Annotated in this window: 24 protein-coding genes; 15 read left to right on the plus strand and 9 right to left on the minus strand. The window is 54.5% G+C overall.

Features of this window, described 5'->3' with window-relative positions; all coding sequences use genetic code 11:
- The first annotated feature begins 42 nt into the window (after positions 1 to 42).
- The 6 genes from ACHUEV_RS01805 to ACHUEV_RS01830 all read left to right on the plus strand — a co-directional run bounded on the left by ACHUEV_RS01805 (position 43) and on the right by ACHUEV_RS01830 (position 7,160).
- Entirely contained in the window at positions 43 to 1,047 is a 1,005-nt protein-coding gene (locus ACHUEV_RS01805; RefSeq protein WP_394177359.1) for an ABC transporter ATP-binding protein, read from the plus strand.
- Positions 1,040 to 2,047, plus strand: a complete 1,008-nt coding sequence (locus ACHUEV_RS01810; protein WP_394177360.1) for an ABC transporter ATP-binding protein — start codon at positions 1,040 to 1,042, stop codon at positions 2,045 to 2,047. The genes ACHUEV_RS01805 and ACHUEV_RS01810 overlap by 8 nt, the downstream gene beginning before the upstream one ends.
- 48 nt (positions 2,048 to 2,095) lie before the next feature.
- Positions 2,096 to 3,826 (plus strand): peptide ABC transporter substrate-binding protein, encoded by a 1,731-nt coding sequence (locus tag ACHUEV_RS01815; RefSeq protein ID WP_394177361.1) that lies wholly within the window; start codon positions 2,096 to 2,098, stop codon positions 3,824 to 3,826.
- Positions 3,827 to 3,929: 103 nt separating this feature from the next.
- Positions 3,930 to 4,937 (plus strand): ABC transporter permease, encoded by a 1,008-nt coding sequence (locus ACHUEV_RS01820; RefSeq protein WP_394177362.1) that lies wholly within the window; start codon positions 3,930 to 3,932, stop codon positions 4,935 to 4,937.
- A complete protein-coding gene (locus ACHUEV_RS01825; RefSeq protein ID WP_394177363.1) occupies positions 4,930 to 5,874 on the plus strand; it encodes an ABC transporter permease in 945 nt (314 codons plus the stop codon). Before ACHUEV_RS01820 ends, ACHUEV_RS01825 begins: the two co-directional genes overlap by 8 nt.
- A 215-nt stretch (positions 5,875 to 6,089) precedes the next feature.
- A complete protein-coding gene (locus tag ACHUEV_RS01830; protein WP_394177684.1) occupies positions 6,090 to 7,160 on the plus strand; it encodes a YeeE/YedE family protein in 1,071 nt (356 codons plus the stop codon).
- A 73-nt stretch (positions 7,161 to 7,233) separates the two neighbouring features.
- Here ACHUEV_RS01830 and ACHUEV_RS01835 read toward each other — a convergent pair whose 3' ends face one another.
- The 4 genes from ACHUEV_RS01835 to ACHUEV_RS01850 form a co-directional block, all read right to left on the minus strand.
- Positions 7,234 to 8,292 carry a phospholipase D-like domain-containing protein gene (locus tag ACHUEV_RS01835; RefSeq protein WP_394177364.1) on the minus strand — a complete coding sequence of 353 codons (1,059 nt, stop codon included), beginning with the start codon at positions 8,290 to 8,292 and terminating at the stop codon, positions 7,234 to 7,236.
- A gap of 113 nt (positions 8,293 to 8,405) precedes the next feature.
- Positions 8,406 to 8,831, minus strand: coding sequence for a GFA family protein (locus ACHUEV_RS01840; RefSeq protein WP_394177365.1), 426 nt, complete (start codon positions 8,829 to 8,831; stop codon positions 8,406 to 8,408).
- 202 nt (positions 8,832 to 9,033) lie between these two features.
- A complete protein-coding gene (locus ACHUEV_RS01845) occupies positions 9,034 to 10,461 on the minus strand; it encodes an NAD(P)(+) transhydrogenase (Re/Si-specific) subunit beta (protein ID WP_394177366.1) in 1,428 nt (475 codons plus the stop codon).
- Positions 10,462 to 10,476: 15 nt separating this feature from the next.
- Entirely contained in the window at positions 10,477 to 12,051 is a 1,575-nt protein-coding gene (locus tag ACHUEV_RS01850) for a Re/Si-specific NAD(P)(+) transhydrogenase subunit alpha (protein WP_394177367.1), read from the minus strand.
- A 359-nt stretch (positions 12,052 to 12,410) separates the two neighbouring features.
- Between ACHUEV_RS01850 and ACHUEV_RS01855 the strand changes: the two genes are divergently transcribed.
- Genes ACHUEV_RS01855 through kynU form a run of 3 tightly spaced genes read left to right on the plus strand, consistent with a single transcriptional unit; the run spans position 12,411 to position 14,726 of the window.
- Positions 12,411 to 13,175 (plus strand): SDR family NAD(P)-dependent oxidoreductase, encoded by a 765-nt coding sequence (locus ACHUEV_RS01855; RefSeq protein WP_394177368.1) that lies wholly within the window; start codon positions 12,411 to 12,413, stop codon positions 13,173 to 13,175.
- Positions 13,176 to 13,188: 13 nt separating this feature from the next.
- A complete protein-coding gene (locus ACHUEV_RS01860; RefSeq protein ID WP_394177369.1) occupies positions 13,189 to 13,536 on the plus strand; it encodes a DUF1304 domain-containing protein in 348 nt (115 codons plus the stop codon).
- Positions 13,533 to 14,726, plus strand: coding sequence for a kynureninase (kynU, locus tag ACHUEV_RS01865; RefSeq protein ID WP_394177370.1), 1,194 nt, complete (start codon positions 13,533 to 13,535; stop codon positions 14,724 to 14,726). The genes ACHUEV_RS01860 and kynU overlap by 4 nt, the downstream gene beginning before the upstream one ends.
- Here the strand turns inward: kynU and ACHUEV_RS01870 are convergent.
- Positions 14,723 to 15,616, minus strand: a complete 894-nt coding sequence (locus ACHUEV_RS01870) for a YihY/virulence factor BrkB family protein (protein WP_394177371.1) — start codon at positions 15,614 to 15,616, stop codon at positions 14,723 to 14,725. The two genes, kynU and ACHUEV_RS01870, sit on opposite strands and share 4 nt — an antisense overlap.
- Positions 15,617 to 15,787: 171 nt before the next feature.
- Here ACHUEV_RS01870 and ACHUEV_RS01875 point away from each other — a divergent pair, with 171 nt between their 5' ends.
- Both ACHUEV_RS01875 and ACHUEV_RS01880 read left to right on the plus strand, forming a co-directional pair.
- Complete coding sequence (locus ACHUEV_RS01875) at positions 15,788 to 16,426, plus strand: nucleoside/nucleotide kinase family protein (RefSeq protein ID WP_394177372.1); 639 nt, start codon at positions 15,788 to 15,790, stop codon at positions 16,424 to 16,426.
- A gap of 17 nt (positions 16,427 to 16,443) precedes the next feature.
- Positions 16,444 to 18,075: an alpha-D-glucose phosphate-specific phosphoglucomutase gene (locus ACHUEV_RS01880; RefSeq protein WP_394177373.1), complete on the plus strand. Its 1,632-nt coding sequence runs from the start codon at positions 16,444 to 16,446 to the stop codon at positions 18,073 to 18,075.
- On the opposite strand, the gene ACHUEV_RS01885 is transcribed toward ACHUEV_RS01880, so the two are convergent.
- Genes ACHUEV_RS01885 through ACHUEV_RS01895 form a run of 3 tightly spaced genes read right to left on the minus strand, consistent with a single transcriptional unit; the run spans position 18,068 to position 20,624 of the window.
- Entirely contained in the window at positions 18,068 to 19,384 is a 1,317-nt protein-coding gene (locus tag ACHUEV_RS01885) for a TRAP transporter large permease (RefSeq protein ID WP_394177374.1), read from the minus strand. The genes ACHUEV_RS01880 and ACHUEV_RS01885 overlap by 8 nt on opposite strands.
- Positions 19,374 to 19,928 (minus strand): TRAP transporter small permease, encoded by a 555-nt coding sequence (locus tag ACHUEV_RS01890; RefSeq protein WP_394177375.1) that lies wholly within the window; start codon positions 19,926 to 19,928, stop codon positions 19,374 to 19,376. Before ACHUEV_RS01890 ends, ACHUEV_RS01885 begins: the two co-directional genes overlap by 11 nt.
- A 9-nt stretch (positions 19,929 to 19,937) precedes the next feature.
- Positions 19,938 to 20,624 carry a fumarylacetoacetate hydrolase family protein gene (locus ACHUEV_RS01895; RefSeq protein WP_106353569.1) on the minus strand — a complete coding sequence of 229 codons (687 nt, stop codon included), beginning with the start codon at positions 20,622 to 20,624 and terminating at the stop codon, positions 19,938 to 19,940.
- Between the two features lie 240 nt (positions 20,625 to 20,864).
- Here ACHUEV_RS01895 and ACHUEV_RS01900 point away from each other — a divergent pair, with 240 nt between their 5' ends.
- Genes ACHUEV_RS01900 through ACHUEV_RS01915 form a run of 4 tightly spaced genes read left to right on the plus strand, consistent with a single transcriptional unit; the run spans position 20,865 to position 24,625 of the window.
- Positions 20,865 to 21,374 (plus strand): paraquat-inducible protein A, encoded by a 510-nt coding sequence (locus tag ACHUEV_RS01900; RefSeq protein WP_394177376.1) that lies wholly within the window; start codon positions 20,865 to 20,867, stop codon positions 21,372 to 21,374.
- Positions 21,344 to 21,979, plus strand: a complete 636-nt coding sequence (locus ACHUEV_RS01905) for a paraquat-inducible protein A (RefSeq protein ID WP_394177377.1) — start codon at positions 21,344 to 21,346, stop codon at positions 21,977 to 21,979. Before ACHUEV_RS01900 ends, ACHUEV_RS01905 begins: the two co-directional genes overlap by 31 nt.
- The gene (locus tag ACHUEV_RS01910; RefSeq protein ID WP_394177378.1) at positions 21,972 to 24,065 is read left to right on the plus strand and encodes a PqiB family protein; all 2,094 of its coding nucleotides are present in this window, start codon (positions 21,972 to 21,974) and stop codon (positions 24,063 to 24,065) included. The genes ACHUEV_RS01905 and ACHUEV_RS01910 overlap by 8 nt, the downstream gene beginning before the upstream one ends.
- A 2-nt stretch (positions 24,066 to 24,067) precedes the next feature.
- Positions 24,068 to 24,625 carry a PqiC family protein gene (locus ACHUEV_RS01915; RefSeq protein ID WP_394177379.1) on the plus strand — a complete coding sequence of 186 codons (558 nt, stop codon included), beginning with the start codon at positions 24,068 to 24,070 and terminating at the stop codon, positions 24,623 to 24,625.
- Here the strand turns inward: ACHUEV_RS01915 and ACHUEV_RS01920 are convergent.
- A complete protein-coding gene (locus ACHUEV_RS01920; protein WP_394177380.1) occupies positions 24,614 to 25,756 on the minus strand; it encodes a Gfo/Idh/MocA family protein in 1,143 nt (380 codons plus the stop codon). The genes ACHUEV_RS01915 and ACHUEV_RS01920 overlap by 12 nt on opposite strands.
- Position 25,757: the final 1 nt, after the last annotated feature.

Below are 25,757 nucleotides of genomic sequence, written 5' to 3' on the forward strand. Positions count from 1 at the left end.
GGATGTGCTAATAATTAATCCGAACCACGTGGGAGGTTCTATATGCCCGATGGGGCTTTGCCTGTTCTGGATGTCCGGGACCTCAAAACTGTATTCAAAACTCGATCCGGCGAAGTGCACGCCGTAAATGACGTGAGCTTTTCACTGCGTCCCGGCGAACTGCTGGGCGTCGTCGGCGAAAGCGGGTCGGGAAAATCTGTCACGATGATGTCGTTGCTTGGGCTACTGCCCTCTCCGCCTGCGGAGGTACGCCATGGCTCGGTGATGTTTGACGACAAGAATCTGTTGGACGTCGATGCCGAAACGCTGCGCGCCGTGCGCGGTGGTAAAATCGGATTCGTTTTCCAGGATCCAATGACCTCGCTAAACCCTGTGTTCACAGTCGGTGTCCAAGTCATGGAACCGCTGCGCAAACACATGGGAATGAATAAAAAGCAAGCAGCAGCGCGTGCGCAAGAATTGCTGGAGCTTGTCGGTATACCGGATGCGAAACGCCGCTTGGGTGACTATCCGCACCAGTTTTCTGGCGGGATGCGCCAGCGCGTCATGATCGCGATTGCATTGGCGTGTGACCCGCAGGTTCTGATCGCGGATGAACCAACGACAGCGCTGGACGTGACCATTCAGGCGCAAATTCTTGAACTGATGAAAGAGCTGCGCACTAAGCTGGGCATGGCCGTTATTTGGATCACCCATGACCTTGGCGTGATTGCGGGAATCGCTGATCGCGTGATGGTGATGTACGGTGGTCAGGTGGTTGAACATGCCCCGGTGGCGAATTTGTTCAATGACCCACAACACCCCTACACACGGGCGCTGTTGAAAACGATCCCTACGATCCACGGAGAACGCGCAGCGCGACTAACCGTAATCGAAGGCCAGCCGCCAATTATCAAAGCCGCTCCATCGTCGTGCCCATTCCGTGATCGTTGCGATGTCGCATTCGATCGCTGCGCGAACGAAAACCCGCCCCGTTATGATCTGGGAGCGGGCCACGATGCCGCTTGTTTCTATAATGCCCGTACCGGAGCACCCCGCGATGCTTGATTCCCCGCAAACGCCACTGGTCAGCGTACGTGATCTAAAGATGCACTTTCCAATTCACGCTGGCCTGTTGCGCCGTCGTGTCGGCGAAGTAAAAGCCGTCGATGGCGTTAGCTTTGACGTCATGGAAGGCGAAACACTTGGTCTGGTTGGTGAATCCGGCTGCGGCAAATCCACATGTGGCCGCGCTGTTCTGCGTCTTTATGATATTACCTCGGGTGAGATCACGATTGATGGCACCGAGATCGGTGACAAATCACAAAGCAAGCTACGCAAAATGCGCCCTACAATGCAGATGGTGTTCCAAGATCCGCAAGCATCTTTAAACCCACGCATGACAGTAGAGGCGATCATCAAAGAACCTCTGGACGAGCACACCAACCTTACCGAGGCTGAAAAGCGCGAAAAGGTCGGTGAACTGATGGATGCCGTCGGGCTGAACCGCCAGTTTGCCAAACGCTATCCGCAAGCATTTTCCGGCGGGCAGCGTCAACGTATTGGGATCGCACGTGCACTTGCACTGAACCCCAAATTTATCGTTTGTGATGAACCTATTGCCGCCCTTGACGTGTCTATTCAGGCGCAAGTGGTTAACCTACTTGAAGATCTGCAAGAACGGCTTGGCCTGACATATCTGTTTATCAGTCACGATCTATCAATGGTGCGCCATATCGCGACACGCGTGGCCGTGATGTACCTTGGCAAAATCGTCGAGCTCGCTCCGCGAGAGGCGCTTTATGCTGAACCGTTGCACCCTTACACCCAAGCACTGCTATCGGCTGTACCCGAGCCGGACCCAAGCCTTGCGCAGAAAAACGAACGGATTGTTTTGCAAGGCGACGTGCCATCGCCTGCGAACCCACCCGAAGGCTGCAATTTCTGCACGCGTTGCCCATCAGTGATGGACATCTGCAAAACAGTTGAACCCGAGTATTTTGAGGTCGCACCTGGCCGGTTCACGGCGTGCCACCTCTACCAGAATAACAACGACACTGCCGAATAAACGGCAGGTCCCGAGGTCAAACAAGAGCACCAACAAGGAGAAGATAAAATGAAACTCAAGACAGCTCTGCTTAGTGCTGTTGCGACAGTCGCCCTTGCGCCAATGGCATTTGCCGATGCGCATGAAGGCGAACGCGGTCGTGACGGTCAGCTCAACATCATTTATTGGCAAGCGCCATCCATCCTGAACCCATATCTTTCGGGCGGGACAAAAGATATTGAATCTGCAAGCCTGATCCTCGAACCACTTGCGCGCTACGACCAGACTGGTGCCAAAGTGGCATATCTGGCCGAAGAAATCCCAACCGTTGGTAACGGTGGCGTTTCCGAAGACCTGACATCCATCACATGGAAGCTAAAAGAAGGCCTGCTTTGGTCTGACGGCACGCCTGTGACTTCTGCTGACGTCGTGTTCACTGCACAATACTGCATGGACCCAGAGGGCGGCTGTGCACAGCTTTCAAAGTTCGAAGGCGTTGATACAGTTGAAGCCATCGACGATCTGACTGTTAAGGTCACATTCACAGGCCCACAGCCAAACCCATATGGCCCATTCATGGGCGGTCAGTCACCTATCATCCAAGCGGCACAGTTTGCTGATTGCCTTGGTGCCAAAGCGCCGGAGTGTACAGATGCCAACTTTGGCCCAATTGGTACTGGTCCATTTGTCGTCACTGAATTCCGTACAAACGACGTGATCCAGCTAGTCGCTAACGACAACTACCGTGACCCGGGCAAACCAGCCTTTGCAACAGTGACTTTCAAAGGTGGCGGCGACGCGACTGCGGCTGGTCGTGCTGTTCTAGAAACAGGCGAGTTTGACTACGCTTGGAACCTGCAGCTGGCACCCGATGTCATCGCGTCCATGGCCGAAGCTGGTGTTGGTACACCTGTGTCTGCATTCGGCACGTTGGTTGAGCGTCTGGAAATGAACCTGACCGATCCATCCCCATCGCTGGAAGAAGGCGTGCGTTCAACTGCTGATGCACCGCACCCATTCCTGAGCGACGAAGCTGTGCGCCGCGCGCTTTCCATGGCAATCGATCGCGACCTTCTGGTTGAAGTTGGCTATGGTCAGGCTGGTCGCCCGACATGTAACCTTGTTCCCGGTCCAGAAATCTATGCTTCTACCGAAAACACAGGTTGCTTGGTTCAAGACATCGAAGGTGCAAAAGCACTTCTTGATGGCGCTGGCTGGGTAGATAGCAACGGCGACGGCGTCCGTGAAAAAGACGGTGTTGAGCTGCGCATTCTTTACCAGACTTCGACCAACGCAGTCCGTCAGGATTTCCAAGCGTTGATCAAAGAATGGTGGGGCGAGATCGGTGTTGAAACCGAACTGCGCAACATCGACGCATCCGTCTTCTTTGGTGGTGACCCAGGTTCGCCTGACACATTCCAGCGTTTCTATGCAGACGTTGAAATGTACGCCAACAACTTTGATGGCACAGACCCACAGGCATACCTATCAATGTATTCTTGTGACAAAGCTCCACGTCCAGACACACAGTGGCAGGGTGAAAACATCAACCGTTTCTGTGATCCTGCGTATGACGCATTGGTCGCAGAATTGGGTGCCACAGCCGATCAGGCAGAGCGTAGCCGTATCGCGATTGAAATGAACGACATGCTGACCAAAGACACGATGACAATCGTGCCGCTGGTTGATCGTGGTCGCGTATCTGCGCACGCAAACAGCCTTGCTGGTGTTGTTCTAAACACATGGGACACTGAGCTATGGAACGTAGCTGATTGGTACCGTGTCGGCGACAACCGCTAAGACATCGTAGGGTGGGTTTTAACCCACCTACCTTTTACGACACAGCAGGGCGGAATTCTTTCGCCCTGCTTCCTTTCCAAAGTTCTGACCTGAGGCGTTGCCCGTGCTGATCTATACCATTCGCAGATTGCTCATCTCGATCCCGACGCTTTTGTTCATTGCTTTCGTGATCTTCATGCTGCTTGAACTCGCCCCCGGCGATCCAATGGCGCAAATGCCATTGACCATCCCACCAGAAGTCAAAGAAAAAATGCGCCTCGCGCTTGGCCTGGGAGAACCATGGTGGGTGCGCTTCCCGCTTTGGCTCAAGCAGTTCTTTATTGTTGAACCACAATACTGGATCGACAATGCCTTTGGGACCAACTTTGCCGATGGCGCACAGCGGATCATCAGCTTTCAATCCCGCAGCCCCGTCTTTGACGTGATTGCAGAACGTATGCCCCAGACTCTTTGGGTCGTTGGCATGTCCTATGTGGTCGGCGTTCTTATCGCGCTGCCAATTGGGATCATCAGTGCATACCGCCAGTATTCAGTGTTCGATCAGGCTGGAACGTTCGTCTCGATGATTGGCTTTTCCGTTCCGCCCTTCTTTTCCGGTGTCTTGCTGATCGTGATCTTCTCGGTCCAGCTAAAGTGGTTGCCATCAATCTACGACACGACCCATGTGGTGAATGACTGGGATAGCTTTGTCTTCCAACTTCGCCAAATGGTAATGCCGGTGATGGTTCTTGCACTGCAAACTACGGCACAGGTCAGCCGTTACATGCGTGCGTCTATGCTAGACAACTTGGGCCAAGATTACGTCCGCACAGCCCGCGCCAAAGGCATGTCAGAAAGCGTCGTGGTTCTTAAGCACGTGCTGCGGAATTCGATGATCCCGGTCATTACAGTGATCGCGCTTGGTATCCCGTCGATCTTTGGCGGAGCCATCATCACCGAGCAAATCTTTAAGGTGAACGGCCTTGGGCAGCTGCTGATCATCGCGCTGCAAGGCTCTGACATTCCGATGGTGATGACCATCACATTCCTGCTGGCGGTACTGATCGTCATGATGAACCTGATCGCCGATGTTCTCTACGGCATTCTTGACCCGAGGATCCGCTATGACTGATGCAACCATGAACGCCGTCGAAAAGCCACGCAATCAGTGGTGGGATGTTTGGGCCCAGTTCAAAACGCACAAAGGTGCGGTTGCTGGCCTGTGCTTTCTGGTCTTCATTTCACTGTTTGTGACGATCGGCCCAGTCTTGTGGGACGTCGATCCGGGCAAACTGAATATCCGCAACAAAGACGTGCGCCCGATTTACATGTGGCTGTTTGACAGCGACGCAAAGATCGCTTGGTCGAACCCGATGGGCACCGATAACCTTGGTCGCGATATCATGGCGAACATCATGCAGGGCGGGCGTATCTCGCTTGCTGTTGGGTGGACGGCGATGATCTTGTCAGTTTTCCTTGGGACGCTGATTGGCGTTCTTGCAGGATACTTCAAGCGCCTAGACGGTCTGTTGATGCGCTTTACCGACCTTGTTCTTGCACTGCCATTGCTGCCGCTTTTGCTAGTAATGATGCTGCTATTCCGCGACCCTCTGCGTGCTGCATTTGGTCCAGAGAATGGGATCTTCATTCTGATCGTGACAGGCATCGGGATTACATCTTGGATGCAAACCGCGCGGATCGTCCGTGGTGATGTCATGGCTCTGAAAGAGCGTGAGTTCGTACTTGCCGCTCGTTCCATCGGGACCCCTGCCCGCCGCATGATTACGCGCCACCTATTGCCCAACGTGATGTCCCCTATTCTCGTCTCGGCTACTCTTGGCCTCGCCACTGCGATCATCACTGAAAGCGCGCTGTCCTTCCTTGGTCTTGGCTTTCCTTCAGATTTCCCAACATGGGGCAAAATCCTGTTTGATAGCGTCGACCGGATGACAGCCTTCCCTGAACGAGTCATCTGGCCTGGCCTTGCAATTTCACTGACTGTATTGGCGGTGAACTACATCGGTGACGGCCTGCGCGATGCGCTAGACCCACGTATTCGCGGTCATTAACGCGGAGCGCAGAAAAGAACAAAAAACATGACAGAGCGGGCAGATCATTAACATTGATCCCCTCCTGGCCCGCTCTGTCCGAACATATTTCCAAGACGTCGGCTCGACCGGAAAAGCGTTCTTAGAAACAGCGGCATCATCAAAACAAAATAACTTGATTCATGAATATGACCCTATCAGATGAGGCTTCTATTTCGTCTAACTGAGGTCTCATGATGTTCGAAACATTCGGGTTTGAAGAAACCACCGCCCGCCAGGCTGCCGTCTGGCTTGGCTTGCTACTTGGCTTGGCTTTTGGTGGGCTGGCTGAGGCTTCTCGGTTCTGTATCCGCCGCGCTCTTGTTGGCCCCAAAGAAGAACGTCGTCCTGCGATGGGCGTGTGGCTAGCGGCCCTAGCGGCCGCTGTGATTGGCACCACGCTAGTGACCGCAACGGGTTTGATCAGCTTTGACGATCATCGTTTCATGGCATCCGAGCTACCTGCCCTCGCAATTATTGTCGGCGGCTTGGCGTTTGGCGCTGGCATGGTTTTGACCCGCGGCTGTGTCTCTCGGCTGACTGTGTTGACGGGTTCTGGCAATCTGCGTGCATTGACTGTGCTGCTGGTCTTCGCCTTCGTCGCACACGCAACGTTGAAAGGCGTGCTTGCGCCCGTTCGCAGCGCGTTGGGAAGTGTCACTGTGCCTTTGGGTGAAACTGTATCATTAGCTGATCTTCCCGGCGGTGCCCTGCTCTGGGCCGCTATCATCGCGGTGACCGCTTTTGGCTTTGCTGCGCGTTCCGGCGCGCGCCCTGTTCACCTTGGGCTTGGCGTATTGATCGGGCTCTTGGTGCCCGCGGCATGGGCTGGGACAGGCTTTGTCCTTTATGACGAGTTCGACCCAATCGCGATGGAAAGCCTCTCCTTCACATTACCGTCGGCAGAAGCTCTCTTTTGGGGGATTGCGTCCTCATCCATATCCCCAAGCTTCGGCGTCGGTCTTCTGGGGGGAGTACTGGCAGGTGCTTTGGCGTTGTCGCTGATCTCTGGCAGGTTCCAGTGGCAAAGCTTTGAAAGCCCCCGCCAGACCGGCCGCTACCTAGCAGGCGCTGCACTGATGGGTGTTGGTGGTGTCCTCGCCGGAGGCTGCACTGTCGGCGCAGGCCTTGCCGGGGTACCCACCCTCTCATTCGCGGCGATCCTTGCACTTGTGTCAATCGCTGCAGGTGGCCTGCTAATGGATCGTTTGCTGCGTGCTCCTTCGCACGTCGCATCTGCGCCCCAAACGGTCCAACCAGCACAGTAATTGCCAACCACATATGTGATTAATGCGCCTCAGCCTACACGCTGGGGCGCATTTCTACTCAGGTACAAAATCGTTAGACCGGGATCGGCTCGGATTGATGTTGAATGATGCGCTCAATCTCTGTGCGTGCGTATGTTCCAAGCGCCAACTGCGCATCACGGTCCGCGCCATCAGGCAGATCAAGATCACCTAGGACGATGATATTCTCATCATTCACAAGGTTCGCGGGGCCGGTGTAGTTGTAGCTACCCACAATTGTCAGCCCATCATCCATGACCATCAGCTTATGATGAATCTTGCGAACGCCAGTTCCCGTACGGTTCTGGTGCAAGGTCACGCCCCCTTCGGTTAGCGTGTCCTTCGATGCCCACTTCTGGTTAGCTTGTCGGCGGTCGAGCACACCGTTCACGGCAATACCCTTTTGCCGAGCGTTCACCAAGGCATCGTCAATCCCAGACGACTGCGCAAACGTGAAAACCGCGAAATCAATCCGGTCTGCCGCTTTGATCATCTGCTTTATGAACTCCATCTCTGGCATGTGATCTGGCGCAAACAGCGGCTTAATACGAATGCCACCCACGACATGCCCTTCAAGCGGTTTACGCGGCATCAATAGGCTGCGCGCGCCAAATGTACCCTGGCGAAGCTGTTTAAATTCGCGACCATATTCGCGCGCGACCTCGACGTCATGGATCACGCAAATATGGTTCAGGTTTTTAGTCACGCCCGTTGTAGTGAAATTGGTCGATCCTGTCAGCACCGACGCCCGGTCGCGGATCATGAATTTCTGATGGAAAATGGCTGGGTTATAATCCGCTTTGGCGTCCACACCCGCCCGCAAAATACGCATCAGCAATTCACGGTTTACCTCTTGCGCACCAAGGCTATCGGGATCAGGTGCGTTTTTCTCGCGCAGGTAATCCTGTTCCATAATTGCACGCACACGAACACCACGACGCGACGCAGTGATCAAGGCGTCTGCGATGGGACGATGGTCTAGCTCTTGCACGCAGACCAATAGCTCAGACTGCGCGGCACCAATAAAATCGATAATCGGCGTCTCAAGGCTATCTGGCCCACCGACGGTATCGGGGCCCATGTAAAGGGTGATCGGGCCAACGGTAATGGGCATTCTCGGTCTCCATGCCTGCGGCTTTTGTCATATCGTGACCCGTAATGGGGCCATGCGGCAAGCAAGAATTGTCAGCCTGTTAGCGACGCCAAGAGAGCATTCGTGCGGAAAAGCTACTCAGGCGGAGGAGCATATGCGGCAAAAACTTCAGCGCCTGTCATCGCGTCTGTCTTATCCGCCAATGTATAGAACGGCGGTTTGCTATCGATGAATACCTGCATAGAAAGCTGCAAACCTGACTGATCATCAAAAAGTCCGGCCGCTATTTGAAATTCGCTACTATCGATAATGTGGTAGAATAGATTTGATCCGCATTTGTTACAGAATCCACGTTCCGCCCATTTTGATGAGCGTATCCTCGAAATGTTTTCCTCACCTTCGAATTCTACATTGCCACAGGTCACTTCAAAGAATGGCCCGGACGACCAGCGACGGCACATATCGCAATGACAGGTTGTCACCTTGGGTTCATTCGCTGCGCCGACGACTTTATCTGCCCCGCACATGCATTTTCCGGACAACTTCATTTTCGTTGACATAACGCCGCCTGCTCTCTGTTGCCCCAAGCTTTCATACCCAAAACACTATCATGGATTGTCTAAGATTAGGTTGTTTTGGGTCATTTAGAGTTTGCCGGTGTCGGACTACCAATAACCTTGTATTTCCTGCGCCCGCGAAAACGAAAAAGCCCCGCCAAATAAATGGCGAGGCCTGCGTAGGGTGGATTTTAATCCACCTAACTTAATCGATTTTTGGCAACAACTCGTCCAAAGACTTCTTCGCATCGCCATAGAACATCCGCGTGTTGTCTTTAAAGAACAGCGGGTTTTCGATGCCGGAATAGCCAGTACCTTGACCACGTTTGGATACAAACACCTGTTTCGCTTTCCAGCATTCTAGAACAGGCATCCCTGCGATTGGGCTGTTTGGATCGTCTTGCGCCGCTGGGTTCACGATGTCATTGGAGCCGATCACGATGGCGACGTCCGTACCAGGGAAGTCTTCGTTGATCTCGTCCATTTCCATCACGATGTCATATGGCACTTTGGCTTCGGCCAGCAGCACGTTCATGTGGCCCGGCAGACGCCCCGCCACAGGGTGAATGGCAAAGCGCACGTTTTTTCCCTTGGCGCGTAGCTTGCGCACCAGTTCAGACACGCTTTGCTGCGCCTGCGCAACCGCCATACCATAGCCGGGGATGATGATGATGCTGTCAGCTTCGTTCAGCGCAGTTGCAACACCGTCTGCATCGATCGCAACCTGCTCGCCTTCGACTTCCATCTGCGGCCCAGCAGTACCGCCGAAGCCACCAAGGATCACGGAAACAAAGCTGCGGTTCATCGCCTTACACATGATGTAGGACAGGATCGCACCAGAAGAACCAACCAGCGCGCCCACAACAATCAGCAGATCGTTGCCAAGGCTGAAACCAATCGCGGCAGCCGCCCAGCCAGAGTAGCTGTTCAGCATGGAAACAACGACAGGCATATCCGCGCCACCAATTCCCATGATCAGGTGATAACCGATGAACAGCGCCATCAACGTCATCACGAACAGAGGCAGGAACGCACCAGCATTGAAGTACCAGATCAGCGCGATCACTGAGATGATCGCAGCACCCGCGTTCAGCATGTGACCGCCGGGCAGTTTCGTCGCGGCAGAGTTCACTTTGCCAGCCAGCTTGCCATAAGCAATGACCGAACCTGTGAACGTGACCGCACCGATAAAGATGCCAAGGAACAGCTCAACGCGCAGGATGTTGATCTCAACCGCTGACTTATGTGCGATAAGGTCAGCGAATGTGCCCAGATCATCGCCGTAAATGCCGCTTTGTACATTCCCGATTTCAAAGTGGGCGATAAAGCCGACAAACACTGCGGCCAAACCAACGAGGCTGTGCATCGCTGCGACCAGCTCTGGCATTTGGGTCATCTGAACCTTTGTGGCCAGCATGTAACCGATGGCACCACCGCCAGCGATCAGTACTAGCGACAAGAACCATAGACCAGAACCCGGTCCGATTAGAGTTGCGACAACCGCAAGCGCCATGCCTGCAATGCCATACCAAACAGCGCGTTTTGCGCTTTCTTGCCCCGAAAGCCCCCCAAGTGAGAGGATAAAGAGGACTGCTGCGACCACATAGGCCGCTGTTGTAAATCCGAAATCCATTTGTCCCTTACTCCCTTACGACTTCTGGAACATGGCGAGCATGCGCCGTGTCACGAGGAAACCACCAAAGATGTTGATACCAGTCATAAAGACCGACAGTGCCGCCAGGATGATCACAAGGGCTGACCCTGATCCGATCTGCATAAGCGCACCAAGAATGATGATTGATGAAATCGCGTTCGTCACCGCCATCAGCGGTGTATGAAGCGAGTGCGAGACATTCCAAATGACTTGGAAGCCGACGAATACTGACAACACAAAGACGATAAAGTGCTGCATAAAGCTGGCCGGAGCGACAAGGCCGACGCCAAGCAACAGCGCCGCGCCAACGGCTAGTAGGGTCACTTGGTTTTTGGTTTGCGCTTTAAAGTCAGCAACTTCCTTGGCGCGCTTCTCCTCAGCTGTTAGCTCTCTTGGAGCTTCCTTTTTCGGAGCAGCAGCAATCGCTGCCACTTTGGGCGGTGGCGGTGGGAACGTAATTTCGCCCTTATGGGTCGCAGTCGCCCCTCGGATCACATCGTCTTCCATGTTGTGATTTGGCACACCATCTTTTTCGGGTGTCAGATCCGTCATCATGTGGCGAATGTTCGTAGCGTATAATGTTGAAGCCTGCGCTGCCATCCGGCTTGGGAAATCTGTGTAGCCGATGATTGTCACACCGTTTTCGGTGACGATCTTTTCATCTTTTACGGTCAGCTTACAGTTACCACCGCGTTCGGCCGCAAGGTCCACAATAACCGAACCCGGCTTCATGCTTTCGACCATGTCTTTGGTCCACAGCTCTGGCGCGTCGCGGCCTGGGATTAGGGCTGTTGTGATAACGATGTCCATTTCTGGCGCGATTTCACGGAACTTGGCCAGTTGGGCCGCCGCAAATTCAGGGCTGGAAACAGCGGCATAACCGCCTGTCGCGGAGCCGTCTTGCTGTTCTTCTTCAAAGTCGAGGAACACAAATTCAGCGCCCATCGATTCAACTTGCTCAGCCACTTCTGGGCGTACGTCGAATGCATAGGTGATCGCACCAAGACTGGTTGACGTACCAATCGCAGCAAGACCGGCAACGCCTGCCCCCACGACCAATACCTTTGCTGGTGGAACCTTGCCCGCAGCGGTAATCTGCCCGGTAAAGAACCGTCCAAAGTTGTTACCAGCCTCGATCACGGCGCGGTAACCCGCGATGTTTGCCATCGACGAAAGCGCATCCATCTTTTGGGCGCGGCTGATGCGCGGAACCATGTCCATTGCGATAACGCTTGCGCCTTTTTTATTGGCGGCGTCCATCAGCTCAGCGTTCTGCGCTGGATAGAAGAAGGAAATCAGCGTCTGGCCATCGCGCAACCGCTTTACTTCGGTGTCTGATGGTGGGCGAACCTTGGCGACGATATCAGCCGCCTTGAACAGCGCAGCACCCGTTTTTACGACCTCAACGCCAGCATCGGCATAAGCTTGGTCCGAAAAACCAGCAGCCGTGCCCGCGCCGGTTTCGATCAAGCATTCATAGCCCAGCTTTTGCAAATCTTTGGCCGAGGCCGGGGTCATCGCGACCCTATTCTCGCCTTCAAACGTCTCTTTTGGTGTGCCGATTTTCACAGACAATCCCCCATTAATCAGTCAGCAATCCGCGATTTGTTATATGGCAGACTAGCATATTACAACTCCCAAACCCCTGTTTTCCTTATGTCATACGCTAACAGCCCATACGGACAGTGCGCTTCTCGTACAAAACGCGCAAAATTTGCGCGAAACTTTTGGTATGATTCACCCCTCATCAGGACAATAAAACATCTCGAAAACAGGACTACAAACAGTCTTCTAACTAAACGTAACGACACAACGACAATCAACACAAAACAGATTGCCCCATTCCGCCCTTATCACACTGACTTGGGCGATTGGGCTTGTCCATTGTTCAGCGCAAGATACCATGCATTTCAAAAGGGGGATTTGCGATGGAACACCAAGGGAAACATGCACTTGTGACCGGGGGCGGCACGGGCATCGGCGCAGCAATTGCGGTGGCACTGGCCAATGCTGGCGCAGATGTGACAATTACGGGCCGCCGCGTCGAAAAGCTGGCGGAACTGGCACAGGCACATCCACGCCTACACACGCTTGAAATGGATGTATCGAACGAGGCATCGGTTCGTGATGGTATCGCGCAGGCAGCCAAAGAACGTGGCCCGATCCAAATTTGCGTTGCAAATGCGGGCATCGCCACTGCCGGGTCATTCGCGAAAACCAGCCTGTCAGATTGGCGCAAGATGATGACCACAAATCTGGACGGTGTGTTTCTGACCCTACAGGCGGCTCTTGAAACATTGACCGACGACACGCCGGGCCGGATGATTGCTGTCAGCTCAATCGCTGGGGTGCGCGGATTGAAAAACGCGGTTCCCTACACCACGAGCAAGCATGGGGTCATTGGCCTGATCCATGGGCTTTCTGAGGAATACATGGGCCGCCCCATCACGTTCAATGCGCTCTGCCCCGGCTATGTGGACACCGATATCGTGCGTAATCAGATCACAGGCATGCAAACCCGTTTTGGTATGACCGAAGATGATGCAACCGCACGAATGGCCGCAGGCAACCGTCACAACAAACTGCTGGGTGTCGATGAAATCGCATCAGCCGCGCTGTGGCTTTGCAGCGATGGAGCACGCAGCGTGAATGGCCAAACGATTGAAATCGCGGGCGGTCAAACCTGCCCTTAATGAGGAAAAGCAAATGCTTTCAACAATTCTTGCGCTGATCGTTGCTGCGATCCATGTTTACATCACTGTTCTAGAAATGCTGCTGTGGGACAAACCGCGCGGTCGGCGCGTCTTTGGCACGACCGAAGAATTCGCGACCCAGACAAAATCGCTCGCGCTGAACCAAGGTTTGTATAACGGGTTTCTCGCAGCGGGCGTCATTGTTGGCCTGCTGTTGGGAAATACCCAACTGGTCGCATTCATCGTAACTTGTGTGCTTGTTGCAGGGGTTGTTGGCTACCTAAGCGGCATTAATTCTGCACTATACTTCCAATCTATCCTTGCGGCACTTGCGCTATTCGCGATGTTGGTCGGCCTATGACAGATTTTAGCATCACGAAGGCACAGTTCGACCTGCCAGAAGGTATGATCTATCTCGACGGCAATTCGCTTGGCCCCCTCCCCAAGGCTGCCAAATCACGGGTTGCCCAGACAATGAGCGACGAATGGGGAGAAATGCTAATCACCGGCTGGAACAAGGCCGGCTGGATGGCGCAACCGACCAAGTTAGGTGATCGTATCGGTCGGTTGATTGGCGCGCCAACAGGGCATGTGGTGCTCGGCGATACGTTGTCTATCAAGCTTTACCAAGCGCTCGCTGCGGCGGTTGATTTGGTCCCGGAACGCAAAGTCATTCTGACTGACAGCGGCAACTTTCCGTCTGATATCTACATGGCTGACGGGTTGATAAAGGCACTTGGTCGCGGGCATGAGCTTCGGGTCATTGCCCCCGAGGACATTGAGAACGCGATCAACGACGAAGTCGCGGTATTGATGCTAACCCAAGTCGACTACCGCAGCGGGCGGATGCACGATATGGCCAATCTGACTGCAAAGGCGCACTCGGTCGGGGCTGTCACCGTTTGGGATTTGGCCCATTCAGCGGGCGCATTGCCTGTCGATGTTAAGGGATGCAACGCCGACTTTGCGGTTGGATGTACTTACAAATACCTCAACGGCGGACCGGGGGCACCGGCGTTCATCTACGTGGCACCTCAGCATGTCGAAAACTGTCAGCCCGCGCTGTCGGGATGGTTGGGACACGAAGCCCCTTTTGCCTTTGACCTCGATTATCGCCCCGGCACTGGAATCGAACGCATGCGTGTTGGTACGCCCCCGGTCATTCAAATGGCCGCGTTGAGTGCTGCGTTGGATATCTGGGACACCGTCGACATGGGCGAACTGCGTGCCGCTTCGATCGAACTCAGCGAACGCTTCATCAAAGGCGTCGAGGCCACCTGCCCTATGCTAACCCTTGCAAGCCCGCGTGACCCCGAACAGCGCGGCAGTCAGGTGTCGTTCGCGTTTGATCAGGGCTATGCGGCGATGCAGGCCTGTATTGCCCGTGGCGTTGTCGGCGATTTTCGTGCGCCAAACATCATGCGGTTTGGATTTACGCCACTATTCATCGACGCGGATGATGTTGATCAGGCAATCAGCATCATCGCGGACGTCATGCAAAACGAACTCTGGCGTGATCCGGCCTACCAGACGCGGTCCGCCGTCACCTAGTTTTCGTCTAAGAATGACGTGTCGCCCTTAGACGGTGGCACGTCATAGCCGTGGACCTCGACGTTTAGCGCGGCACCAAGCAAGATCAGATAGGCTGTCACATACAGCCACAACAATAAACCGATCACCGCACCGATTGATCCATAGACTTCGTTATAGCTCGCGAAATTGGTCAGATAGTACGAAAGCCCAAACGACGCCCCGACCCACAGAATGACCACAGCAAATGCGCCTACCGTCATCCAACGGCCACGCGGTCCAATACGAGCAGGGCCAAAGCGATAAAGCAGGCTCAGGCCCAGCATAAGAACGCCAAGCGCAATCAACCAGCGCACGCCTTCAACAATCCAAACCGTTGATCCGGCGATTGGCAAAAACGCTAGAATGATCGGTAAGATAACGACCACAGTTAGTGCCACAATAGCGAGCGACACCAACGCAATTGTAAGGGCAAAGGCGATCAACACTTGCAGTACGCCGTTCCGCTGACGCTGTCCGGCAATGGCGTTCAAACCACCGATCAACGCACCAACACCAGCACGGCAAGACCACAATGCCAGACCGATAGAAACGGCGGTCGCCCAACCCAGCTTTTCCGGAGGGGCGAGAACCAGCCGATTGACCTGTGAGGAAAGTAGTCGATAGGCATCAGGTGGAATGATCTCGTCCATCATGACCATTAATTCAGAAATCACGACCGGATCAGCTAGCAGGCCAAAGATAGCAATCACGGCAGCGATTCCTGGGAAAATCCCGAATATCCCAAAGAATGCGACACCCGCTGCAATCAGTCCAAGGTGCTTTTCGCCCGCAGTCTGCCAAACAGAGTAGAGAACACGCCAGACGTGCTTGAGCACAGAAATCACATTTGAACCTGTCGTCACCGTCATTCTTTCCTCAACCTTGGCCGCAAAACTGACCATCGCGCCCTTTATCACGGCGTTTCGGATGCGCCAATCGGCGACCATTAGCACACAAGCGAAAAAGCAGTCGCCAGTCAGCCCATCTCACGATAGGCTGAATTCAAAACAGGGCAAAGCCCGAACACAGGCTAAAGATCATTGGATAACCTTACACTTCATATCAATACGTTGGCCGAGCATCTTTTGCTGCAGGATGCCCCTCGGCAGATCGTTGCAATCACGGGCGCCCCGGCAAGCGGCAAAACCACCCTGGCCGAGGAATTGGCACGCAGGTTGAACGCGCAACGGCGAAAATCCGTGGTTGTGCCTATGGATGGCTTTCACCTTGATAACGCTATTCTTGAAGAAAAAGGCTTGGTCCAGCGCAAAGGCGCACCTGAGACATTTGATGCAAGCGGGTTTATCCGACTTATCCGTGCCCTTAAGGCTGGCGACGATGTTTATGCGCCGAAATTTGACCGTACGCGTGATATATCAATCGCGGGAGCTGTGCTTGTTCCCGCTGACACGCAGTTTGTGATCGTCGAGGGTAATTACCTCATGTTTGACGAGGCCCCATGGACAGAGCTAGCCTCGCTTTGGGATGTCACCGCGCGCCTTGAAGTCCCGATGCCTGAATTGCGCGCGCGATTGATCCATCGCTGGCTGAGCCTCAGTTATTCGCGTGCTGTTGCAACCCGTCGTGCCGAAGGCAACGATATCCCCAATGCTCAACGCGTGGCTGATCACGCATTAACGTGCGACTTCACCTTTGATGGACAACCTCAGTCCGACTAAACCAAATAGGCTTGATCATGACATTACAGACCGTTTCTACCCAGCCCATCGAAGGACAAAAAGCTGGCACATCTGGCTTGCGCAAACAGACCCGTACATTCATGGGCCCGCATTTCCTTGAAAACTACGTGCAAGCCATCCTGAACGGCATTGGCGGCGCAACTGGGAAGACCTTTGTTGTTGGCGGCGACGGTCGCTATTTCAATGACCGCGCTATTCAAGTCATTTTACGGATGGCTGCAGCAAACGGCGCAACACATGTCATCGTTGGGCAGAACGGCATCCTTTCGACCCCGGCGGCATCGCATCTGATCCGCAAGATGAAAACCGACGGCGGGTTTATCCTATCGGCAAGCCATAACCCCGGCGGCATCGACGCGGATTTTGGGCTAAAGTTCAACATGGCCAACGGCGGCCCAGCCACCGAGGCCGTGACCCAAGCGATTTTTGAACAGACAACGACCCTGACAGAATATCGTATCCTTGACGCCCATGATGTCGACCTTGCCAAAATTGGCGAGACCACACTTGGTGACATGAAAGTGTCCGTCATTGATTCCGTGTCAGACTACGCCGCAATGATGAGCGAACTATTTGATTTTGAAGCAATCCGTGCGCTGTTTGCAGGTGGATTTCGTATGGCATTTGACGCGATGCATGCGGTGACCGGCCCCTATGCGACCGCGATCCTTGAAGGGACACTTGGTGCGCCTAAGGGGACCGTGCTGAATGGTGTTCCCTCGCCCGACTTTGGCGGTGGCCACCCCGACCCAAACCCAATTTGGGCCCATCAATTGATGGACATTATGACTGGGCACGACGCACCCGACTTTGGCGCGGCCAGCGATGGCGACGGCGACCGCAACATGATTGTGGGTCGCGGAGCCTATGTCACCCCTTCCGACAGTCTTGCGCTGATTGCGGCGCATGCGCATCTTGCGCCCGGATATAAAGCGGGGCTTTCCGGCGTCGCGCGGTCTATGCCGACCTCTGGTGCCGTTGACCGGGTTGCCAAGGCCAAGGGCATCCCATGTTTTGAAACGCCAACCGGGTGGAAATTCTTTGGCACGTTGCTGGACGCAGGCAAAGCAAACCTATGCGGCGAAGAAAGCGCTGGTACCGGCTCTGACCATATTCGTGAAAAGGACGGGCTTTGGGCAGTGCTGATGTGGCTGAACATTATTGCGGCCAGCGGGCACTCTGTCGCTGTTTTGATGGATAATCACTGGACGACCTACGGGCGCAACTATTATTCCCGCCACGATTACGAGGCCGTCGAAAGCGACGCAGCCAACGGTCTGATGGATCACTTGCGCAGCCAACTTGGCAGCCTGCCGGGCCATCACGTCGCGGGGCTTACGGTGACCGAGGCAGACGAATTCGCATATCGTGATCCGGTTGACGATAGCTACACCAGCGGTCAGGGCATTCGCGTAATGTTTTCGGGTGGTTCGCGCGTTGTCTTTCGCCTGTCTGGCACAGGTACCCAAGGTGCAACAATCCGTGTCTATCTTGAACGGGTCGAGACATCGCCGAACCAGCTGCACCTGACGCCTGAGGAAGCACTTGCGGATGTCATCGCCGCCGCCGAAGAACTGGCCGAAATCAAGACACGCACCGGACGCGACACACCCGACGTGATCACCTAATCCAGACCAGCGTTATCGCGGGGAAAAGCAACAGTATTGCGACCCGCGCGATGTCAGACGCGACAAAGAACATCACGGCGCGATAGGTCGCCGTGATGGGCGTTTCTTTGTCCATACTGTTGATAATAAATAGGTTCATCCCCACGGGTGGCGTGATTAACCCAACCTCGACGACGATCAAAACGATGATGCCAAACCAGATTGCCAGTTCTTCGGTAGTCATGCCGAAGTCGAGTGAACTGATTACTGGCCATAGGATCGGCACCGTCAACAGGATCATTGAAAGGCTGTCCATTAGACAGCCCAAGATAAGATAAAACACCAAGATCAGGATCATCACGACCCATGGGCTAAAGCCTTGGCTTGTTACCCAACCAGACAATTCTTGTGGCACATGGGTCAGCGCAAGAAACCCGTTATAAAACGCAGCACCTAAGACAATGAAAAAGATCATCCCCGTGCCTGTCGCCGTCTCAAGAATACTATCGCGCAGAACCTTCCAGTTCAGGCGACCCGAAAGTAAGGCGATCAGCCCCGTTCCAGCGGCACCAACTGCGGCCCCTTCTGTTGGAGTGAACCAACCTTGATAAATGCCCCCTACAACTAAACCGAAAACCAGCAGCACAGGCCAAACCGCCATCAATGCCTTGAACCGTTCGCCAAATGGCATGCTTGGGTGTGTTCCGGCCTCATCCGGGTGAAGGCGAACATAAATCGCAATGGTCAGCATGTAGCCAACAGCGGCCAAGATACCGGGAATTATCGCTGCGGCAAAAAGCTTTGCGATGTTTTGATCTGTCAGCATCGCATAGATCACAAGGATCACGGACGGTGGGATCAGTATGCCCAATGTTCCGCCCGCCGCGAGCGTCGCCGTCGAAAATCCACCGGAATAACCGTACTTGCGTAGCTCTGGCAGGGCGACCCTGCTCATGGTGGCGGCCGTGGCCAACGACGACCCGCAAATCGCGCCAAAGCCAGCACAGGCCCCAACAGCGGCCATCGCCATACCGCCCTTGCGGTGGCCCAGCCAGCTTTGGGCTGCGCGAAACAGCGCCTGCGACATGCCAGAAAGCGTGGCGAACTGCCCCATCAATAAAAACATCGGAATGATCGACAGGTTATAGTTTGAAAACGTGGAATAGACCTCTGACTTGAGGCGCGCCATGAACACCGTCGTGCCGTCTGTCACAAAATATAGCCCACCGATCCCGCAGATCAGCATCGCCAAGCCAATCGGCGCACGCGCAAAGATAAGCAAAAGCAAAACTGGGAACGACAAATACCCAAGGGCAAGATCACTGAGCATCGTATTCTTTCCCCATGATCTGCATTGCAGCGGAATACAGGCTGATCGCGCTGGCAACCAATGCCGCCCCAAAACAGGCCGCATAGGCCCACCATACGGGGAATTGGATCAGATAAGTCGTGTCGCCATATCTGTGTTTATCTTGAAGCGCTTCAAACAACCGCCACGTAATCAGCAAGACGATCACTGCCATCACGATGCTCCAGAATGCATCAATCCGATGCTGGGTCTTCGCGCTAAAACCGCCCGTAAAGATATCAACACGCGCATGGGCGCCAGATAGTTGCGTGATCGGCAAAAATGCAAAGATCGCAAAGGCAGTGCCTGCCTCTACCAATTCAAAATCACCCAAGATTGGGCCAAGCCCGATGTCCAGTAGCCAAGCCCCCAAAGCACCTAGATATCCGGTGTTGGCGAGGTCAGCAGCTTCGCGGCCAGCGACGCTGATACAGACGGCAACGATGACCACACATAAGACAAGCCCGCCAAGAAGCGCCATTAAGCGCGCAGTTTTTTGAATAATAAAGTGTAGCAATATCTGCACCCTAGCGGCCTAGGTTATTGTTGTCTCGACTGGTGTAAGGTCACCAATTGTGCCGCGCAAAACATCGCCCGGGGTCACTGCACCAACACCTGCCGGCGTGCCGGTCATGACCAAATCACCAGGCTGCAAGGTATAAAGGGTCGAAAGGTCCGCGATGATTTCTGGCACTGACCAGACCATGTCGGCCAGCGTTGCCTCTTGGCGTGTTTCACCGTTTACCGTTAACTGGATGGCTTGATCTTTTAATGGACCAACGTCGGCCGCGACTGTGATCGGCGCAATAATCGCAGCGTTCTCGAAATCCTTGCCAGTGTCCCACGGGCGGCGTTTGTCTTTGGCTGCGGCCTGCAAGTCGCGGCGCGTCATATCCAGCCCACAGGCATAGCCGAACACCACATCCATCGCTTTGTCAGCCGTGACATTCTTTGCCTGCGCGCCAATCGCGACAACGAGCTCCATTTCATGATGCAAATCATGCGTGCGCGGCGGGTACGGCATGTCGTTGCCAGACAGCAGCAACGAATGAGCAGATTTATTGAAGTAGAACGGTGCCTCGCGGTCTACTGAATGGCCCATCTCAGCAGCATGGGCCGCATAATTGCGGCCGACACAGAAAATACGATGCACAGGAAAGCCATCATTACCGACAATTGGAATGATCGGCGTCGCTGCCGCCGCAAATACAGTCTGAGCCATTTTTAAATTTCTCACTTTGTTGCGTTGTCGTAGTGTGGGGCCTACCCTATCTGTAAGACATGCGATAACTTCGCCACCCACAAGGGGCAAGCCCCTGATATAAATAGGACGTCGCCCGCTTTGTCGCACCAACTGCCACCTTTGGACGATCTTGTTGCATGCCATCAGTGTGACACGCTGCATGTAGCGCAAGATTTGCCTGATCATACCCGCGCATACTGCCAGCGCTGCGGAACGATCATGATGACGTCACAGCCCGCGGCGATGGCACGCATTATCAGCCTTGCGCTGACAGCGTTTGTTATGATGATCGCTGCGGTGAGCTTTCCTTTTTTAACACTTGATGCCAAGGGGTTACACAACGCAACTTCAGTTGTAGATGCCGTGCTCGCGTTTAACGAAGGCTATGCGATCCCGCTAGCCGTCGCTGTCGCGTTCTTTATTGTGGTTATTCCGCTCATTCGGCTTGGCGCGCTGATCTATGCCCTTGGTCCTTTAGTACGGGAACAGCCGCCACGTGCGGGCGCGAAACGCGCGTTTGGCCTTGCGGAACGCTTGCGGCCATGGAGCATGGCTGAAATCTTTATTGTTGGTGTCACAGTCGCGCTGATTAAGGTTGCTGGCCTAGCAGCGGTTACTGTTGGCCCGGCATTCTGGGCATTTGCTGGGGTTGTGATTATCACGGTCCTAAAAGATCAAATGATTTGTAGGTATTCGATTTGGGAAGCTCTGGAACATCCAACGGCCTAATATCCGCCCGCGAGGCTGGATTGGTGGCCTGCCAGCGTTGCGGGCAAGTGCACGCCCAAGGTGTGCGTTACTGCAAGCGATGTGACGGGCCACTGCAAAGCCGTGACACCGAAAGTCTGCAAAAGGTCTGGGCGTGGCTGGTTGCAGGCGTCATCGCCTATATTCCAGCGAACCTTTACCCAATGCTCCTGACCAACACATTGGTCGAACACAGCGAAAGCACGATCATCGGCGGGGTTGTTGATCTGATCCACCATGGATCTGTGGGCATTGCGATCATCGTATTCGTGGCATCCGTAGTGATCCCTGTCGGAAAATTCATCGCGGTAATCTACTTGGCCCTAAGTGTGCAACAGCAATCAAGCAGTAACCAACACGGCCGCCACCATGCATATGAAATGGTCGAATTCATTGGTAGATGGTCAATGATTGATGTCTTTGTCGTTGCAATCCTATCGGCACTCGTGCAACTCGATACAATCGCAACGATTAACCCTGGCATTGCTGCCGTCAGCTTTGCTTTATCAGTTATTTTTACGATGCTAGCCGCACAGAGCTTTGACTCTCGGTTAATATGGGATGCCGACAGGACACAGAATGAGTGAACCAAATTCGACAGGACCAGCGCCACTTGATGTGCGCCCAGTGAAACAGCGCATCTGGCGACGGCTTTCCTTGGTGTGGATTGTGCCGATCTTGGCCCTCAGTGTGTCATTATTTGCGGCGTGGCAAAACTATAATGATCGCGGCACGCTGATCACGATCAGCTTTGAAAACGCGGCCGGTGTCACCGCTGGTGAAACGCGGATCAAATATCGCGATGTTACCGTCGGCGAAGTCGAAAAAGTCGAATTCGCACCGGGCCTTGGCGACGTATTGGTTCACGCCCGGGTCGACAAAAATATCGCCCCCTATCTGGATGACGATGCAGAATTCTGGGTTGTGCGTCCTGACGTATCGGTGCGCGGGATCACCGGGCTCGAGACTGTGCTGTCTGGCGTATACATCGAAGGCAACTGGGACACAGAAGCAGACGTTGCCCAAGAAGAATTCGTCGGTCTGGAAAATGCCGTTCTCACACTGGCAGGTCAGCGAGGGACGCGCGTCACTTTGCGCGCGATTGATGGCAGCTCTGTCTCTGCTGGCGCGCCGGTGCTGCACAAAGGCATCGAAGTCGGTTATCTTGAAACACCCGAACTGAACCATGACGGCACAGAAGTCATTGTCACGGCCTTTATCCAAAGCCCCTATGATCGGCGCCTCACAACCAGCACACGGTTCTGGGATACATCAGGGTTTTCAGTGTCGTTCGGCACTGGTGGCGTGTCGCTTGATGTAAGCTCTCTTGCGTCGCTTATCGAAGGTGGCGTGGCATTTGATACGGTTGTATCAGGCGGCGCGCCCGTTGAAGACGGTCACATGTTCTCGATCTTTGATGACGAACAGACAGCACGTGATAGCCTGTTCACCGATCCTGACGCCGAAGTGCTTAAGGTAGCCGTTCTATTTGAAGAGTCGGTTAGTGGACTGACAATCGGATCCGAAGTGCGTTTCCAAGGTATTCGCGTCGGTGAAGTCAGCGAAATCAGCGCGATCGTTGTCGGTGAAGGTGACACTGCGCAAGTTCGGTTGCAGACGGTTCTAGAAATTGAACCAGCGCGTTTGGGCCTGCCCGATGGATCAACCACCGAGGATGCAATTTCACTATTGTCCGATTTCGTTGCGCGCGGGCTGCGTGCGCGCATGGTCACTGGTAACATTCTATCCGGCACATTGATGATCCAGCTGGTCGAAATCGAAAACGCGCTTCCTGCGATCATGACCCTCACCGAAGGTCCCTACCCGGTTATCCCAACAACTGAATCCCAGATTTCAGATGTTGCCGCGACTGCCGAAGGCGTGTTGGCGCGTATCAACGCGCTTCCCGTCGAGGACCTGATGGATGGTGCCATTGACCTGATGGACAGCATCGAACGGTTAGCCAACGACGAAAACACGCGTTTGGCGCCTGAATCTCTTGTCGCGTTGTTAGATGAAAGCCGTGCATTGATCGCAAACGACGATCTACAAAGCGTGCCAAAGGACCTGCGCGAAGTTATCGCAGAACTTGACGCGATTGTTAGCCGCGCGACCGAGCTTGACCTTGTTGGTGACATCGACGGCGCAATCGCAAGTGCGACCCAAGCCGCAACGAACATCGAAGAAGCAACGCGCAACCTGCCAGAGATCTCGGCACAGATCGAAGCGCTGACAGCAAAGGCCAACGCGCTTGAATTAGATGCATTGGTCGCCTCGGCGAATAGCACGCTTGATTCAATCGACGCATTGATTGCAAGCGACGACACGATGGATCTGCCCGGCGCGCTTAACGGCTCTTTGGAAGAAATGCGCCTGTTCTTGGCTGAGGTCCGCGAAGGTGGTGCGATTGAAAACGTGAATGCTGCACTGGCCTCTGCAAACGAAGCGGCCCAAGCGATTGAAGAAGCGGTCGCTGGTCTGCCAAACCTGTCTGCACGCGCAAACAGCCTTGTGTCAGAAACTCAAGCCGTCATCGCAAGCTATGGCGAACGCTCACGCTTTAGCGCTGAAACAATGGCGACCATGCGCGACATCCAATCTGCTGCGGATTCATTGACAGCGCTGGCGCGTACGATCCAACGTAACCCGAGTTCACTGCTAACAGGACGTTAACGATGTTGAAAAAGATCACCTTTCTAGCTCTTACCGCAATGGCGGCCTGTTCTGCACCGGCCGATCGGCTTGCGCTAACCGCGGCACCTTCTGCGTTGGAACTACGTCCATTGGTGCGCAGCGCCATGGTCCGTACCGTATCCTTGCCAACCTACGCCGCAGCCGAAGAGTTGGCGGTTGAAGGCCCAAGTGGTTTGATCAGCAGTAACGAAAGCGTCCTATGGGCGGATGATCCGCAACGCGCTGTGACGCTTACGATCGCGGACACGGTTGGTGACATCCTCAACACCGATGTCGGCCCCGATCCTTGGCCGTTTGTTGGCCTGCCCGATGTTGCGATTGATGTTCGCGTTACCCAAATGCTGGCGGGTTCAGACGGTGTGTTCCGCCTGTCTGGCCAGTTCTTTGTTGGGGGCGATGGGATCGATTTTCCAAACAGCGCGCATCGCTTTGCGATCAGTCAGCCGATGGCGGATCAAGAGCTGTCGAGCATCGCCAACGCACAGGCGGCGGCGCTGCTCGTTCTTTCCGAAGACATCGCACGTAAGCTAGCCCGCTAGTTTCACCCAAGCTGCATCGCGTTTGGACGACCGGACGCAAGCATCAACGAACTGCATACCAAGCAGGCCGTCTTCGATGGTCGGATAAAGCACGTCTGCGCTGACTTGTTTACCATCCCTGTGGGCCTCTATGGCTTCGGCAGCTTCGTTATAGATGGTCGCAAACCCTTCTAGATACCCTTCGGGGTGTCCAGCAGGAATACGGGTCACACGTGCCGCAGCATCGTCAGTCCCGGCGCCACCACGGGTTAACAGGCGTTTGGGTTCACCAAACGGCGTATACCAAAGCTGTGTTGGGTTTTCCTGGTGCCAGTCAATCCCGCCCTTGTCGCCATAGATACGCAAGCGCAGACCGTTTTCGTTACCGGGGGCAACTTGGGAACACCACAGCGTACCACGCGCACCGCCTTCATAGCGCATCATCACATGGGCGTTGTCATCCAATGCACGCCCTGGAACGAAGGACTGCAAATCCGCACTTAGGCTTTCAAGCGTCAGCCCACTCACAAAGCTTGCGAGATTGAACGCATGGGTTCCAATATCACCGGTTGATCCACCAAGCCCCGACCGTTCTGGGTCTGTGCGCCACGCGGCCTGTTTGCTGTCGTCCTGTTGGGTCAGCCAGTCCTGCACATATTCCACCTGCACAAGGCGAATATTACCAAGATCGCCATTGGCCACCATCTCACGCGCTTGGCGTATCATGGGATAACCAGTGTAGTTGTGGGTTAGGACAAACAGCGCATCACTGTCGTTCGCCGCCTTCACGAGCTTTTTGGCATCCGCCATCGTCGCAGTCAGCGGCTTGTCACAGATCACGTGAATTCCCCGCTTTAGGAATTCGCGGGCAGCGGCATAGTGCACGTGATTGGGCGTCACAATGGCCACCGCCTCGATCCCGTCTTTCAGGCGCGCCTCGCGGATCGCCATCGCTTTGAAATCGTCATAGGTGCGATCAGGCGACAGCCCCAGTGCAGCACCAGAGGCTTGCGCCTTTTCGGGCGTGGATGACAATGCACCCGCCACCAAATCAAAGCGGCCATCAATGCGCGCCGCAATCCGGTGTACGCCACCAATAAAGGCGTCATTCCCGCCACCAACCATACCAAGTCTAATTGGCCTATGTGTCATG

It is taken from the genome of Yoonia maritima (assembly GCF_043641945.1).
GTDB classification, from domain to species: Bacteria; Pseudomonadota; Alphaproteobacteria; order Rhodobacterales; family Rhodobacteraceae; genus Yoonia; species Yoonia maritima_B.